We start from the raw sequence: 15,265 nt of genomic DNA, 5'->3' as shown, positions 1-15,265 counted from the left end.
TCGCTTTTTTATGTAAAAATAGGAATATTCATATTCTTTTGTTGCACCATTACTTGAAACGCTCTGCCGATATCACTCATCACTAGCGAGCGAATGGCACGATTGTGGCGATGTTGTTCGGAAAACGGATTCGGATCATGATGAGCGATCAAATGATTCAAGATGCCCGCCTGCAATAAAAATTCATCTTGGCGCCATAAATGAGTAAATGTCCATCCTGCTTGTTCTCCGTAAAACCGTAACGCATCCCATTGAATATGCGTAGTGATATCCATCTCCCCTGGATAACAAAGCGGATTATCAATAAACTGATGACGATAATAACCACGCAAGCTGCCTTGTTTTCGTTCAGGATGTTTCCATTCTTCATCTGTATATCCATAATCGACCGTAAAAATAATCGCCTGCTCAAGCGCTTGATCAAGCTGAAAGATAAACTTTTTCATCGCTAACGGAATTTCAAATCGTTGACCATCAGCGAGCTGAATGTCTCGCTCTTCTAAATAGTGAACGATCTCCTCGTTTTCAAGTACATAACGTTGTTCAACAAGCTGATCGTCTTCTACTACAACGAAACATTCATATATTTGACCGTTTCTTTTCTCAATGACATGAACAGGAAACGCATCAAATAATTCGTTACTACATACAATACCAGAAAAAGGAGAAGAAAGTTCAGTAAAACTAGAGATGATACGTACGTGATCCATAAACGGAGCGAGTATTTCCGCTTGTTTTTCTCGATGATATGGACTTGTTTCAACAATTATATATTGTCCTTGTGAAAACGTTTGTGGCGATTGACGTTTCCATTGTTCTAAAACAGCATAAGCAAATCGACCTGTCCCTCCGCCGATTTCACATATAAGCGGCGGAACATCATATGTTTCTATGAAACGAATAAACACATCCGCGAATACATGCCCAACGATATGTCCTACGTTGCTCGTTGTAATAAAATCTCCTTCGCGTCCAATTTTTTCTTTTCGTCTCATATAATAGCCATACTGTTCATCATACAATGCCAATTCTATATATTGTGCATACGATAAACGTCTATTTCTCATTTTTTCTAACATTTTTTTATTCGCACCCTTTTTCACTATTGACATAGTGTTAAATTTGTTATATTGTTAATTTAGTAGCTTAACTATATCCCCTCCCATTATAGGAAATAAAACATCCCCCAAACCCCCTTCTCTGTATAGAGAAGGGAATTTTTTTTGCTTAAAACCCATTTAAAAATGGATTCGTGTCCATCTCCGCTCCTATCGTTGTTTCAAAACCATGCCCACATAACACAATCGTTTCTTCAGGAAGAACGAGAAGCTTGCGATGTATACTTTGTAGCAATTGTTCGTAACTTCCCCCAGGTAAATCAGTACGACCTACACTTCCTGAAAATAGCACATCCCCCGATACGATTACTTGGGCGTCTTCGATATAGTATGACACACTGCCCGGCGAATGCCCTGGTGTTTCAAGCACTTGAATAGAAAAAGGACCAATCGTCAACATGTCCTCTCCTTCAAACAACACGTCAGCATCGTTTGTAGTAATCGCTTCCCCCATAAATAATAAAGACCCGTTTTTCATTGGATCAGTTAGCCAATGTTGTTCTTTTTTATGTACATACACAGGAATAGACCAACGATTTCTTACATCATCAACTGCCCCAATATGATCAAAATGAGCATGTGTAAGCAAAACAGCTAGTGGCGTCCAACTGTTTGCTTCAATATGCTGAATAAGCTTTTCCCCTTCACTACCCGGATCAAAAATTAAACATGTCCCATTTTCATGGACAAGCACATACGCGTTTGTTTGCAACGGTCCTAAAGGAATTCGTTCCCACCTCATCACATTTCCTCGCTTTCCACATATATTCTATCTTTATTGTACACGAACAACATACGTTTTGCACCTCGACAAACGTAACAAAAACGATTACAATGGAAAAGGAATAATCGGTATACATAAGGAGGGGAAGTTATGCCAACAGGGATTATTTTAGTTGTGATCTTTACGTTAGTCACGTTGCTTGCAGCTTACGGCGTAGTCCGTTCGTTGCGCGAAAAAAATTTCCTCGGCGTATTGTTCGGCATAGGAACAATTGCTGTATTCGGTTGGTTTACAATTATGACTGTTATTCATCACGGATATCCAGTTGCCCATTAAAAAGACGCCAACGTATTGGCGTCTTTTTACGTACGAGCAAGAGCAGTAACAAAAATGCCGATACTTTCGTTATAAATAGAAGGAAATTGCGAAAAAGGGAGCGGATTTACCCCTTCACCAAGTTCAATCGTATACCCACATCGCTTCCAATTGAAAATAAACCAATCACGATATCCAGCGTGACTGTCAATATACCGAACGGGTACATAACCACTCCATTTTGCAAACTCATTTACTTCTTCTTCCGCTTCAGGTGGTTCACATTGTTCATATCCCCAATAAATTTCTTTTCCTTGCGTATGAAATGCGAGCACTTTAAAAAAATTCCGCTTTTTTGTCAATGCTACCATCGCTTGCACTTCGGGTTCAGTTAGCGAAAAAAAACCAGGAAAATCACGCGGTGCAGGTGCTTTCGGAATTTTCCTTTCTTTCTCTACTTCCCACTTTACAGGAAATTGATTGTTTAAATCAACCCCTCGAATATTCGCTTTCCATTGTGAAAAATCTTCACTTCCCCCATTTATGCGCACCACTTCATCTTCATAATGTTGTGCCGCTTTTTTTCCATGTAACACAAGATCTACTCCATCTGGATTTACCATCGGAACAACGGATAAAGTTGTTTTTTCATATAATCGTTGTACATCATAGCCAAGAAGATGCTGCTTGTTCTGTAACGCTTGCACATAGTCACGAACAAGCGCCATCACAACTGCGGAAGTAATCCATTCGTTCGCGTGGAAAGATGCATTCATATGCACATATGTTTCACCTTCACCAATTTGTAATTCCACAAGCGGTTTGTTTAATACACTTCTTCCGATTTCATGTATGCGAACAAACGAATGATGTTGCAATTGATCAATATCATGCATCAATGTCGAAAAATCGTACATTTCTCTCTCCTCCCTTACTTCATTGTATGAATGATGAATTTGTCCGTATGTATATTCTCCGTCAGGGGCTTTCACGAGCCCTTTGCATAAAAAAAGCTAGCCCTGTCGTCAGAGCTAGCTTATTGTTTATTTTCCTGTTGTTTATTGTAGAAGCGCAACAAGTCTCCATATACAATTTTGTCAGAGTAATCAAGCTCTTGGCGCGCCTTTTCCATATATGGCTCACAGTAAGATCCATCGACTTCTGTTCCTGTTTTCTTATCGTAACATGCGTTTTTTGTGTATACGTAGTCTTTTGTTACGAAGCTACCGTCACGAAGAACGACAAAGTCAAGTTTATCTTTTGAAAATAAATCTTCACCAAAATGAATTTGATTACGTGTATCAATACCAAGCAAATGGAGCAATGTTGGCTTCACATCAATTTGTCCAGATACTTTTGAAATCACTTTCGGATGTTTATCGGTCACACCCGGAATATGGATGATCAATGGAACACGTTGTAATTGAACGTGGTCAAATGGTGTAATTTCATCCTTACCTAAATATTGAGCCATCGCTTTATTATGGTTTTCAGAAATACCGTAATGGTCTCCATATAGAATGATGATAGAGTTGTCATACAATCCTTCTTTTTTCAACTGCTCAATAAATACTTTCAACGCCTCATCCATATATCGAACCGTCGGGAAATAACGGTTTAACGTCCGACTATTTGACGTATACTCCGAAACCATTTTATCTTCTTCGCCTAATTCAAACGGGAAGTGGTTCGTCAATGTAATAAATTTTGTATAAAATGGCTGTGGCAACGTTTTTAAATGTTGCACAGATTGCTCAAAAAACGGAATGTCTTTTAAACCCCAGCCAACTGAGTTTTCCTCTGTAATGGTATAGTCCGTCATCGAGAAGAAACGATCGTATTTCATTGATTGGTACATCACATCACGATTCCAAAAACTTTTATTATTTGCATGGAATACGGCTGAATAGTATCCATGGTTTTTCAATATTTCTGGCGTGGCGTTATACTCGTTTGTCGCATGCGTGAAAAAGACTGCACCACGGCCAAGCGGATATAACGAGTTTTCAATGATGAACTCCGCATCTGATGTTTTTCCTTGCCCTGTTTGATGGTAAAAGTTATCAAAGTAATAGCTTTGTTTAATAAAGTCGTTTAAAAACGGCGTAATTTCTTGTCCGTTCACCGTATTATTAATGACAAAGCTTTGTAAAGACTCCATCGAAACGACAATAACGTTACGCCCTTTTGCGATGCCAAACAATTGTTTGTTCGGCGCTTTTTCGTTCGCGTTAATGTAGTTTTGAATATCTGCTAATTCACTACTATCCGCTAATGCGCGTTGCGCTTTCGAACGTGACTGCAAAATAATATCATACACATGATAGTTGTATATCCCTAAGTTTTTAATTAACATTTCACGGTCAAACGTGCGCGTTAACAGCTCTGGACGCTCTGTTTCCGCTAATCCTAGGTTAAATAAAGCAATGGCTACTGTCATAAGAAAATACGTGCGACGAAAACGTTTTGTCGCCGGCACATATTGAGCAATAGATACTTTTTTATACGCCATCCAAGCAATCAACGCAACATCAAGGAAAAAGAAAATATCAGAAACGTTCATCAACTCAAATACGCTATTTCCTAAATCACCCATGTTGTTCGTTTGAAACAACACAGGAATGGTAATGAAGTCACTAAAAAAACGATAAAACATAACGTTCGCATACAAAACAAACGAAATGATAAAACTTGTAATGACAATATAGCGATTACGTCTTTTTTCGCTCATAAACAAAGCGAGCCCAAAAATAAATAACAGGAAGCTTAATGGACTAATGAACAAAATAAACTCCTGCTTCCATGACTCAATTTTTATATCAAAACTATTTTTATACACTAAATATGTCTTCATCCATAAAAGTAATACCGCGAAAAGAACGAAACGGTATTTTTTCATATGTCTCCCTCCTTTAATCCATCCACTTCCGATGCTTATTCTATGCTGTACGAGGTACATCCGTTTTTTTACATTTTTTTATCTTAACCAATGACAATATTAATACTTTCTTAACAAAAAAGCAACTGTTATCTTAAACTATAAACGATATAATAGACAAGTCGCGCATCCACATATGACTGTTTTACACCTTTTCTTACAAAAAGGCAAGACGTTTTTTACCGACAAATTTTCGACAAAAAAGACAGACGATCTCCTCGTCTGTCTTTATACGATATTTTCTTTCACTAACCATGCTCCACCGATTACACCAGCGTCATTTCCCAAGGTAGCGATAACAATGTCAGCAGCTTCAGCGACACGCGGGAACGCAAAACGTTTAAAATGACGAGCAACCGCTTGCGCTAACATGTCCCCTGCTTTTGATACCCCGCCACCGATGACGATTTTCTCTGGATTTAAACCGTTTGCTAAATTAGCGAGCGCTAAACCAAGATGAAAAGTCACTTCATCAACAATTTGTAGCGCTAACGTATCATTTTCTTTCGCAGCATCAAAAACATCTTTCGCGGTGACGGTTCCGGACGTTTTCCAAACATCTTGTAAACAACTCGGTTCGTTCATTTGTTGTAAACGTTCTGTTGCAATACGAGCGATACCTGTCGCTGAAGCAATCGTCTCTAAACACCCTGTTTTGCCACAGTTACAAGATGCCCCTCCTTCTGGAATGGACGTGATATGACCAATTTCGCCACCGGCACCGTTCGTTCCATGAACGATTTGACCGTTCACGATCACACCGCCACCAACACCTGTGCCAAGTGTAACAAGAATTAAATTTTTCGCGCCATCGCCCGCTCCTTTCCACATTTCTCCGATCGCTGCAATGTTCGCATCGTTATCGACAACAACAGGAAGCCCTGTTTCCATTTCTAATCGATCTTTTAAAGGGTAGTTTTTCCACCCTAAATTTACCGCTTCATAAATGTCCCCTGTCGCCATATTAACAGGTCCTGGGGCACCAATTCCAATACCGACAAGCCGTTCTTTTGATTCATCTAATTCACGCAACTTCTCATCAATCGCTTTGGCAATATGTGTTGTAATATGTTTCCCTTGTTCCGATTTATCTGTTGGAATTTCCCATTTACAAATGATTTCCCCATACATATTTACAAACGCTAATTTGACTGTCGTTCCGCCTAAATCTACACCAACTAACCATTGTTCCATTGTTCCTTCATTCCTTTTCTCTTTTTTCTCGTTCGATTTGTGCTTCATGACGTAAAATGAGAAGCGCCATTTGATAATCTTTTACGTCGACAAGCTGCGCTTGAAATAATTCTTTCAGTTCGTCTTCCATTAATTCTAAATCTGCGAGACGATCACCGACGTAAATGATCGTTCCATATTTTTTTAATAATTGTTGTACATCGTATACAGATTTCATTTTCTTCACCTATCGTGTATAAGCGTTTTCAATTTACATATTTTAAATGTATAAGGAAAATAAAAGGTCGTCAAGAACTGAACAATGTCTTTGCGATATTTTTCACATTTTTACCGATCTGGATCTTTTGGATGTAATACGGTCGGACGACGATTTTTCAATGGAATTGGGGAACGAATAAGCACATCACGCATCCCACGGTATGAAAATGGAATAAAAGGCCATAAATACGGAACGCCAAACGATTGCATGCGTGCAAGCATGACTAACCATGCAGTAATGCCTACGACATACCCGATAACACCAAATAACGCTGTTACAATCAGCAAAGCGAGGCGAACGAGCCGATTGGCTAATCCAAGCTCATAACTTGGTGTCGCAAACGTCCCGATGGTCGCCATCGCAAAATATAAAATGACTTCGTTCGAAAATAATCCAACTTCAACGGCGATCCCACCGATCATTAATGCAGCAACGAGCCCAAGAGCTGTGGCTAAAGCTGATGGGGTGTGAATGGCTGCCATTCGCAACATATCTAATCCAAATTCAATAAGTAATATTTGACCAAACAACGGAATGTTTCCTTCACTTGATTTTGCAACAAATGATAACGAATGTGGAACAAGCTCTGGTGTTTTCATCCACATATACCAAAGCGGTAATAAAAAAATAGAAAGCCATACAGCAAGAAAGCGAACGAAGCGTAAATATGCACCAACAATTGGCTTATTTCGATATTCTTCTGCGTGTTGTAAATGATGCCAAAATGTTGCTGGTGTAATTAACACACTTGGAGACCCGTCAACAAAAATAAGAACGTGTCCTTCATATAAATGAGCAGCTGCCGTATCTGGTCTTTCTGTATATCGAACGACAGGATACGGATTAAAGTGTCTGCCAGAAATAAATTCCTCTACTGTTTTTTCTCCCATTGGTAAACCATCAGTATCGATTTTCGCCAACGATTGTTTCACTTCTTCGACAATCTGTTCATTGGCAATATCCTCAATATAACAAACACATACATCCGTTTTTGAACGACGACCAATTTGCATATACTCCATACGTAACGAACGGTCGCGCACGCGGCGTCTCGTTAATGCTGTGTTAAAGACTATCGTTTCCACATACCCATCACGTGCACCTCGAACGACGCGTTCCATATCTGGTTCTTGAGGCCCGCGCACGGGATATGTACGTGCATCAATTAAAATTGCTTTCGCCATTCCATCAACAAACAAGGCTGTCGGGCCTGCAAGTACTCCATCAATGATACGTTCAAAATCGTCTGTTTGATCGAGTTCAACGTACGGAAGATGCGTCCGTAACAATTTATCTAACGGTTGTTCGTCTAACGCACCGTCCGGCAATTCAGACAACAATTTCATTAAGTAATGGAGAATATCATCTTTGACAAATCCGTCAATCATAAATAAAGCCATATCTTTTCCTGCATAATGAACATCTAAATAAATAACGTCAAAACTTTTCCCTACTCCAAGCTTTGTTTTCATATATGAAACGTTTTCTGAAAGATGTGAAGATACTCGCTTCATTCCGATCACCTACTTTACATGGACTACCATCCATCTTTGACATATCGATATTCATTCATACATATTTCGGTTTGTATACACATACATTTTTTATAAATGTATGCTTGACCGGAGGAATGAGATGAAACGTTTCATATCGCTATTTATATTGCTATTCGTATTTATCGTCATCGTCCAAGCGTTTGAGCGGCCTGCTCGCGAGACGATTATGTTTTTTCCGATCGATCCGACCGTTCGCTTTATAACTGCCGAAACAAAATTATCACTACAACCCCAGAAAAAAGAAAACAATTATGTAATCGATTGGATCGTCACTTCATCGCTCGATCGAACCGCTTACTTACGGCAAGATATTTCTTTATTGTTTGCTAATGGGAGGCTCATTTCCACGCAATCAAAATGGAAAGAGAATGGGAAAAACCTTATTCAACAAAAACGTCTCGAACGAAAAGGGAGCCGATTATTTCAAGCCATTTCATATCATCAAGGAGAGTTGCATAACGGTAACGATATTCGAAGCAGTCAGAAAATGAGTGGAGACACATTATATGTCATCGACTCATCTTTCGCCCCTCTTCAATCGTTTCGTAAACCAACGACAAATGAACAAAAAACATGGGCAAATACATTAAATAAACAAACGCAAACGATTGTAAACAAAGCTGCCAATGAAATGGACAAAATATTAAAAAAAGATGATTATTATCATTTGTATTTACCTGAGCTTGTTCAATATAATGAGCAACCATTTATGGATTTAACGACAAATGAGACGGAAGTGATGGTCGGAAACTTATGGGAAGGTTTGTACAAAAATTATTTTCTAGGCATAAAAAAACAGAACGGTTCGATTGAATCACCAATCGGTAGTACCGTTCCCCTCATTTTAATTAAAAAAGATTACAGTCAATTATTTGTCGTGACAGAAACAGCAGACGGAGAGCTCGTCATATTAAAACAACTGCTCGAGTTCACGAAATAACTGTTTATATTGTTCATCATTTGGATGAAGCTGCAGCGCACGTTCTGCAGCTTGTTTTGCTTGTTCATAATTTTTTTCTTCTGCATACAGTAAAGCTAAATAGTAAAATGCTTCATGAAAGCGGTCATTTTTCTGGAGCGCAGCATATAAATATTGTTTTGCACCGTCATAATCTTTTTGTTGTATACGAATATAGGCACGTAAAAAATCTGCTTTATATGCTTCAGCATCTTGTTCATGAATGAGTGTTAACATGTGTTCTGCTTGGCCGTATTCTCGTTCATCAATATACTGCTTGGACAGCGCAAGAATGAGTTGTGCTTGATCTGCGGGTGGTCGTTGAAAGCCGATATATAAGCAAATGAGCATAACGACCGCTGTAAATAGAACAGCGAACCATTGTCCGAGACGAACACGTTCTTTTGGAAAATGGACGATGCTTGCAGCTAAAAATCCACCAATTAATCCACCAATATGGCCTGCGTTATCAATATTTGGAACAATGAGACCAAATGCTAAGTTAATCCCAATAACTGTTAGTACATTCATTCCAATCGTTCGAAAAAACACATGCGGATACGCTTTTCCAAAGTAAAGCAAAGCCCCAAAACATCCAAAAATGGCACCGGACGCTCCCGCAGATACGGATGGTGAAAATAAAAAACTAGCGAGCGAGCCTGCAAAACCAGCAAAAAGATAAATAAATAAAAATCGAAACGAACCGTACAATTTTTCAACGAGCGGACCTAAATAATATAGCGCAAACGTGTTCATGAACAAGTGTAAAAAGCCAATATGCAAAACGATAGGAGTAAAAAAGCGCCACCATTCCCCTTGCAAAATAAGCGGGTTAAATTTTGCACCGTATTGAATGAGCGTTAACGTATTTGTACTTCCACCGTTCCATTCTAAAATAAAAAACATTACAATTTGCAAAGCAATAAATACATATGTAAATCTTGCTTTTCCACGTTCAAATATGCGACGCTCATTTTCGTACATGCGCTCTGCAAACGATAAAACATGTTGTTTAAATACTTGTAACTCATTTTGCAACATCGGGGAATCATCGGGTACATATATTTTCAATGCGTGTTGAAACAACATATGTAGTTCATGTAATATCGCATACATATTGTTTTTGTGCATGACAAATGTTTGCATATGTACTCGTTCAGTCGTAAACGGACGATGAACATACCATTCCCAATCGTCAACAGGAGGATTCATCATGACATATATGTTGACGACTTGTAGTTGGCGACGAAATTGGCTTCTCCGCCATTCATCAACGGCAATGAGCGCACGTTGCATATCGTTTTTTAACGATATGCTCCAATCTATATCCGTTCGAACAAGACGAACGATTGGCGCTTTTCGTTCACGCGTAGGTTGCAACCAAACTTCTTGTTCATCAGGCGATATATAGACGATAGTATAGTTTTCCTGTAAAAATTGAAATATCATTTGCCAATATACAAAATCGAAGCGAATGCTCAACCTTTCCTCTCCCTTCGCTATCATACCCTTCTTTTACCACACTCTTTTACAAAGTGCAACTATTTGTACTTTTGTAAAAATAACGTGGGCATTAGGCGATGGCGAATAAACGGAATGGACATCCCCCATTGTACAACTCGCTTTTGAACCGCTTCTCTTTTCAATATTTCATTCAATAACCGATAGCGAAAGCGGTAGAGAACAAGTCCTACCATCAATGTAACGATGAATGTTTTTCCATTCAATATGATCACCCTCCTCATTGTTACCGTTCCCTTTTCACGTTGAAATTATAAAAAGGTTGCCTCGTCATGAGACAACCTATTGCAAACCAACTCGTTTCATCACATCTTTTAATACAGTTGCAGAGTGGGTAAATTTTTCTTTTTCCTCTTCGCTCAATTGTAATTCAACAACTTCACGAATACCGTTACGATTTACAATCGCCGGCACGCCAATGTACATATCGTTTTGGCCATATTGCCCTTCTAAGTAAGCTGAGACAGTAAGGACGCTGTTTTCATTTTGTAAAATGGCTTTTGTTAAACGAACAAGTCCCATAGCAATGCCATAATATGTTGCGCCTTTTCGTTCAATAATTTGATACGCTGCATCACGTACATTCACAAAAATGTTATCTAAATCTTCTTGTTTATATTGTGGCTTCTCTTTCATCATATCAGCAATTGGACGGCAACCGATAAATGCATGACTCCAAACCGGCAACTCTGTGTCGCCATGTTCTCCAATAATATACGCATGTACGTTACGTGTATCAACGTCGAAATATTCACCTAATAAATATCGGAAGCGCGCTGTATCTAAAATGGTTCCTGAGCCGATGACGCGCTCTTTCGGTAATCCCGAAAACTTCCATGTTGCATATGTTAAAATGTCAACCGGGTTTGTTGCGACGAGAAAAATACCATTAAATCCGCTTGCCATTACTTGGTCAATAATATTTTTGAAAATTTTTGTATTTTTCTCAACTAAATCTAATCGTGTTTCCCCTGGTTTTTGATTGGCACCAGCTGTTAGTACAACAATATCCGCATCTTTGCAGTCTTCATAATTGCCAAACCAAATTTTTGTTGGAGACGGTGCAAACGGCATGCCATGATTTAAGTCCATCGCATCCCCTTCTGATTTTTCTTTGTTAATATCAATAAGAACGAGCTCTTCTGTCACCCCTTGGTTTAAAAGAGCAAACGCATAACTCGAGCCGACAAAACCTGTCCCGACTAAAACAACACGATTCACTTTATTTGACATATTTCTTCCACCTTTCATTTATATCATTTTACAATATGTGCATTGTTTATCTGTTTCACACTTACATTGTACACTGTTTCACAAAGTTTATGGGGCATGAATTATTAACATTTTGTTAATTTTTTCTCCTGTATAACATTAACCCACTTATACTGTTTTTGTTATTCGCTTTCACAAATGATTATTCCTTCATTCATAACAATCATTTGGACTGGGATGTCGTGTTGTTCGATCGGCAACGTAGAAACAATTTGACAATCATATGCTAGAGAAATCGTATCGTTTGAAAAATCGCCTAAATAACGATCATAATATCCCCCTCCGTAACCGAGACGATACCCTTTACGAACAAAAGCGAGGCCCGGTACAAATAACAATTCCATCTCATGTTTTTGTACTTCTTTCGTTTCTTTTACAATTGGTTCGTATAAATCAAAAAACGTGCACTCTATTTGTTGAAAAGAATGAATTTCCCGAAATGTCATTTGTTTCGCGGCTATATCGCATTTCGGAATTGCAACCTTTTTTCCTTCTTGCCAAGCGCGTTCAATAATACGTATTGTGTCTACTTCTATTTGTCGTGAAATCGTAATGCCGATCATATGAGCCTTTTTCCAACAATGTTGCTGAAATAATATGTCTTGAATGATTCTCTCTTTTTGCTTACGTTCTTCTTTCGTCATATGTAAGATGCGCTGTTTCATTTGTTGTCGCAATAATTTCTTATCCATTATCCTTCCCCCTCTTTCATAAAAAAATAAGCAGCAGGAAAAAAATCCTACTGCTTACTTCGTTTCACGATGAACTGTTGCTTTTTTGTCACGTGGGCAATATTTTTTCAATTCAAGGCGCTCTGTGTTATTGCGCTTATTTTTTGTTGAAATATAGTTGCGTTCGCCGCATTCTGTGCATGCTAACGTAATATTTACACGCATTGTTCTTTCCCTCCAAACAAAAGTATTATAATCACACCTTTCCATCATATCATTTTTCTTAAACAATTTCCATATGAATTTTATACGTTTTGATATTGCCGAATTTTCTTTATATAGTATTTTGTATATTCTTTTGCTTTTTGGGCATTCGTTGCTTGAGAATAAATGGTCAATGTCGGTTCATCTATTTTTGGTAAAATGAGTGTCCATGCTCCGTCTTCATGATACACTTTCATGCCATCTGTAAAATCTACATGCTTGTCATACGATTCTTCTAACAATTTACGCATAACAGCCGCCCGTTCATCCCATGGACAATAAACATCACGGCACGATAAATGAATCGTTGGAATGGACGATACAATGGTACGAAGCGAACAACGTTCCATAGACAACAAATGCAACAGTTGTACACATGCATACAGCCCATCAAAATAAAAATGAAACGGTTCATGATGATGTGCAAGTAAAAACTCTCGTCTCGTATCTTTAACATACACAATATCGCCATATAGCCGTTCTGCTAACGTGTGTAACACAGACGGTGCCCAAGTAGGAACTGCTACTTTTTTCGTTTCACTACATAAAAGAGACACTAATACATGCAGTGAAATCATTTCTTCTTTCGTCAATGTGATCCCTTGCCCATCAAAAATACGAAAACGCTCCCCCGAATGGTCAAACACAATCGCAAACTGCGCTTGTTCATGCTTTATTTGCTCCCGAATATGTTCATCATCGCAATTTTCTGTCCAAATGACTTCAATAGCAAACGACTGAAGTGTATGATGAATGATGTCCCGAAATAGAAGAGGGCTAGCGACAACAACTTTCCATTGCTCCGATGAAGAAAAAGCAATCCATTCACGCAATGCGCGAATATACATGTCATCGTTTTCTTTTTCGTCCATTGCTCCACCCATTTCGATCGCCAACATGTAATGTTCATGTTCCATTTGTTGTGCAATAGCCCGTTCCATCGTTCGATCAATGGGAAATCCGTATTCATCATGTATGTCAATAATCACCTCACCATGTTCATTCATTGTGATAAATACTCCACCGTCATACCATTTGTGAGGAATGATATAACGAAAAGCAGGCAAATATCCTCCATCGTATATATTCGTGTACATACCATACATATGCAAACATTGAGCAAACAACGTCCCAAATGCTTTAGAAAACGGTTGATCGTCAAAGCCAATTAATATTCGACTTCCTTTTTCAAGCAGACTACTATACGCCAAAGCCAGTTGTGTGATAAATAGCGGATGGGCATCGACATGTGCACGCATGCTTATCCCGTTTTGACGAAACAATAGGTTCGGTCGTTTTCCCCCCCATACGACCGAATCTTTCACTTTTGTTTTTTCTGTAATTGTTTTATTCGGCCAAATTTTAACAGCATGCTGTACTTTTACTTTATTTTCTAATTTACACTTTGCTCCAATGACTGCGTAATCAAATATTTCATTTTTTTTACCGATGTACACATCATTTGCCACAATGGCTCCTCGTAATTCACTATGCTCATCAATATACACATCTGACCAAACAATTGATCGCTTTAACGATGCGTATTTGCTAACAACTGAACGTGGACCAACTACCGTGTATGGTCCAATCGTTGCATGTGCATCAATACGCACATCATCTCCAAGAAGAAGCGGTCCTTCTAATTTTACCCCTTGTGCAACATGAACTCCCTCACCGGCCCATACATCAGGAGCTATCTCTTTATAGTGAGAAGAAACGAAACGTTGCCGTAATAAATCGATATGTGTTTGATGATATTGTTCAATGACACCAATGTCAGACCAATATCCATCCGCCTGATAGCCATATATCGGGTACCCTTGTTGAATGAGATGTGGAAAAATATGTTGACTAAAGTCGTAAGGTGGATGTTCGGGCATATAATTAAAAATTGCTGGATGGCAAATGTAAATGCCTGTATTCACTAAATCGCTACATACTTCATTCCATTTTGGTTTTTCGACAAAATGAATGATTTTTCCGTTTCGATCTGTCACAATTCCACCGTATGAAAGAGGAGTCGCTTCGTGGTGCATAAGAACGGTAACTAATGCTTGTTTGGAGAAATGAAAATTTATCGCTTGTTGTAAATGAATGGTCGTCAACGTATCGGCACTAATGACAACAAACGTATCGTCTAAAAAAGACTGAGCATGTTTTACACTTCCTGCCGTTCCGAGTGGTGTCGTCTCTTCAAAATAATGAAGATGTACACCAAATCGTCGTCCATCCCCAAAATATTCAATAATTTCGTCGCTTAAATATTGAACAGTTACAGCAATATCTGTAATTCCATATTGTTTTAACCATTCAATACTGTACTCCATTACAGGCTTATTCATTATTGGTACGATCGGCTTCGGAACATGGCAAGTTAACGGGCGTAACCGCGTTCCTCTTCCCCCTGCCATAATGACCGCTTTCACAACATATCCCCCCCAAGTGAAAGCACACTTTTTTCCATCATATCATGAC

15 protein-coding genes are annotated in these 15,265 nt (G+C 38.7%); 2 read left to right on the top strand and 13 right to left on the bottom strand.

All coding sequences use genetic code 11. The features are described from left to right. Nucleotides 1–8 precede the first annotated feature (8 nt). Together HNQ82_RS00595 and HNQ82_RS00590 are read right to left on the bottom strand one after the other, a co-directional pair. A complete protein-coding gene (locus tag HNQ82_RS00595; protein ID WP_183246278.1) occupies nucleotides 9–1,112 on the bottom strand; it encodes a class I SAM-dependent methyltransferase in 1,104 nt (367 codons plus the stop codon). A 115-nt stretch (nucleotides 1,113–1,227) separates the two neighbouring features. Continuing rightward, complete coding sequence (locus tag HNQ82_RS00590; RefSeq protein WP_183246276.1) at nucleotides 1,228–1,860, bottom strand: MBL fold metallo-hydrolase; 633 nt, start codon at nucleotides 1,858–1,860, stop codon at nucleotides 1,228–1,230. Nucleotides 1,861–1,992: 132 nt separating this feature from the next. Here HNQ82_RS00590 and HNQ82_RS00585 point away from each other — a divergent pair, with 132 nt between their 5' ends. Next, nucleotides 1,993–2,178 (top strand): DUF2759 domain-containing protein, encoded by a 186-nt coding sequence (locus tag HNQ82_RS00585; RefSeq protein WP_032100047.1) that lies wholly within the window; start codon nucleotides 1,993–1,995, stop codon nucleotides 2,176–2,178. A 26-nt stretch (nucleotides 2,179–2,204) separates the two neighbouring features. Here the strand turns inward: HNQ82_RS00585 and HNQ82_RS00580 are convergent, their stop codons facing one another. The 5 genes from HNQ82_RS00580 to HNQ82_RS00560 form a co-directional block, all read right to left on the bottom strand. Then, nucleotides 2,205–3,074 (bottom strand): M14 family metallopeptidase, encoded by an 870-nt coding sequence (locus HNQ82_RS00580; RefSeq protein WP_183246274.1) that lies wholly within the window; start codon nucleotides 3,072–3,074, stop codon nucleotides 2,205–2,207. 119 nt (nucleotides 3,075–3,193) lie between these two features. Continuing rightward, nucleotides 3,194–5,056, bottom strand: a complete 1,863-nt coding sequence (locus HNQ82_RS00575; protein WP_183246272.1) for an LTA synthase family protein — start codon at nucleotides 5,054–5,056, stop codon at nucleotides 3,194–3,196. Nucleotides 5,057–5,323: 267 nt separating this feature from the next. Further along, complete coding sequence (locus HNQ82_RS00570) at nucleotides 5,324–6,289, bottom strand: ROK family glucokinase (RefSeq protein WP_183246270.1); 966 nt, start codon at nucleotides 6,287–6,289, stop codon at nucleotides 5,324–5,326. Nucleotides 6,290–6,296: 7 nt separating this feature from the next. Further along, entirely contained in the window at nucleotides 6,297–6,506 is a 210-nt protein-coding gene (locus tag HNQ82_RS00565; protein ID WP_183246267.1) for a YqgQ family protein, read from the bottom strand. Nucleotides 6,507–6,616: 110 nt separating this feature from the next. Then, nucleotides 6,617–8,062 carry a spore germination protein gene (locus HNQ82_RS00560; protein WP_183246266.1) on the bottom strand — a complete coding sequence of 482 codons (1,446 nt, stop codon included), beginning with the start codon at nucleotides 8,060–8,062 and terminating at the stop codon, nucleotides 6,617–6,619. A gap of 121 nt (nucleotides 8,063–8,183) precedes the next feature. Here HNQ82_RS00560 and HNQ82_RS00555 point away from each other — a divergent pair, with 121 nt between their 5' ends. Then, the gene (locus tag HNQ82_RS00555; protein ID WP_183246264.1) at nucleotides 8,184–9,044 is read left to right on the top strand and encodes a hypothetical protein; all 861 of its coding nucleotides are present in this window, start codon (nucleotides 8,184–8,186) and stop codon (nucleotides 9,042–9,044) included. Here HNQ82_RS00555 and HNQ82_RS00550 read toward each other — a convergent pair. From HNQ82_RS00550 to HNQ82_RS00525, 6 genes are all read right to left on the bottom strand, one after another. Then, entirely contained in the window at nucleotides 9,015–10,544 is a 1,530-nt protein-coding gene (locus tag HNQ82_RS00550) for a rhomboid family protein (protein ID WP_246348798.1), read from the bottom strand. The genes HNQ82_RS00555 and HNQ82_RS00550 overlap by 30 nt on opposite strands. Nucleotides 10,545–10,603: 59 nt before the next feature. Continuing rightward, on the bottom strand, nucleotides 10,604–10,789 hold the full coding sequence (locus tag HNQ82_RS00545) for a hypothetical protein (RefSeq protein ID WP_183246260.1): 186 nt from the start codon (nucleotides 10,787–10,789) through the stop codon (nucleotides 10,604–10,606). A 76-nt stretch (nucleotides 10,790–10,865) separates the two neighbouring features. Further along, on the bottom strand, nucleotides 10,866–11,816 hold the full coding sequence (locus tag HNQ82_RS00540) for an L-lactate dehydrogenase (RefSeq protein WP_183246258.1): 951 nt from the start codon (nucleotides 11,814–11,816) through the stop codon (nucleotides 10,866–10,868). Nucleotides 11,817–11,977: 161 nt separating this feature from the next. Then, the gene (locus tag HNQ82_RS00535; RefSeq protein WP_183246256.1) at nucleotides 11,978–12,547 is read right to left on the bottom strand and encodes a 5-formyltetrahydrofolate cyclo-ligase; all 570 of its coding nucleotides are present in this window, start codon (nucleotides 12,545–12,547) and stop codon (nucleotides 11,978–11,980) included. Nucleotides 12,548–12,601: 54 nt separating this feature from the next. Beyond that, the gene (rpmG, locus tag HNQ82_RS00530) at nucleotides 12,602–12,751 is read right to left on the bottom strand and encodes a 50S ribosomal protein L33 (RefSeq protein ID WP_183246254.1); all 150 of its coding nucleotides are present in this window, start codon (nucleotides 12,749–12,751) and stop codon (nucleotides 12,602–12,604) included. Between the two features lie 80 nt (nucleotides 12,752–12,831). After that, a complete protein-coding gene (locus HNQ82_RS00525) occupies nucleotides 12,832–15,216 on the bottom strand; it encodes a sugar phosphate nucleotidyltransferase (RefSeq protein ID WP_183246252.1) in 2,385 nt (794 codons plus the stop codon). Between the last annotated feature and the right edge of the window lie 49 nt (nucleotides 15,217–15,265).

This window comes from Anoxybacillus tengchongensis, assembly GCF_014201585.1.
In the GTDB taxonomy this organism is placed as follows: domain Bacteria; phylum Bacillota; class Bacilli; order Bacillales; family Anoxybacillaceae; genus Anoxybacillus; species Anoxybacillus tengchongensis.
The sequence above is the reverse complement of the archived record's forward strand: the minus strand, read 5'-3'. Positions and strand labels throughout refer to the sequence as shown.

Coding starts and splice junctions, on each gene's coding strand:
- HNQ82_RS00595 (WP_183246278.1), bottom strand. CDS start 1,112: ATGTCAATAGTGAAAAAGGGTGCGAATAAAAAAATGTTAGAAAAAATG.
- HNQ82_RS00590 (WP_183246276.1), bottom strand. CDS start 1,860: ATGAGGTGGGAACGAATTCCTTTAGGACCGTTGCAAACAAACGCGTAT.
- HNQ82_RS00585 (WP_032100047.1), top strand. CDS start 1,993: ATGCCAACAGGGATTATTTTAGTTGTGATCTTTACGTTAGTCACGTTG.
- HNQ82_RS00580 (WP_183246274.1), bottom strand. CDS start 3,074: ATGTACGATTTTTCGACATTGATGCATGATATTGATCAATTGCAACAT.
- HNQ82_RS00575 (WP_183246272.1), bottom strand. CDS start 5,056: ATGAAAAAATACCGTTTCGTTCTTTTCGCGGTATTACTTTTATGGATG.
- HNQ82_RS00570 (WP_183246270.1), bottom strand. CDS start 6,289: ATGGAACAATGGTTAGTTGGTGTAGATTTAGGCGGAACGACAGTCAAA.
- HNQ82_RS00565 (WP_183246267.1), bottom strand. CDS start 6,506: ATGAAATCTGTATACGATGTACAACAATTATTAAAAAAATATGGAACG.
- HNQ82_RS00560 (WP_183246266.1), bottom strand. CDS start 8,062: ATGAAGCGAGTATCTTCACATCTTTCAGAAAACGTTTCATATATGAAA.
- HNQ82_RS00555 (WP_183246264.1), top strand. CDS start 8,184: ATGAAACGTTTCATATCGCTATTTATATTGCTATTCGTATTTATCGTC.
- HNQ82_RS00540 (WP_183246258.1), bottom strand. CDS start 11,816: ATGTCAAATAAAGTGAATCGTGTTGTTTTAGTCGGGACAGGTTTTGTC.
- HNQ82_RS00535 (WP_183246256.1), bottom strand. CDS start 12,547: ATGGATAAGAAATTATTGCGACAACAAATGAAACAGCGCATCTTACAT.
- rpmG (WP_183246254.1), bottom strand. CDS start 12,751: ATGCGTGTAAATATTACGTTAGCATGCACAGAATGCGGCGAACGCAAC.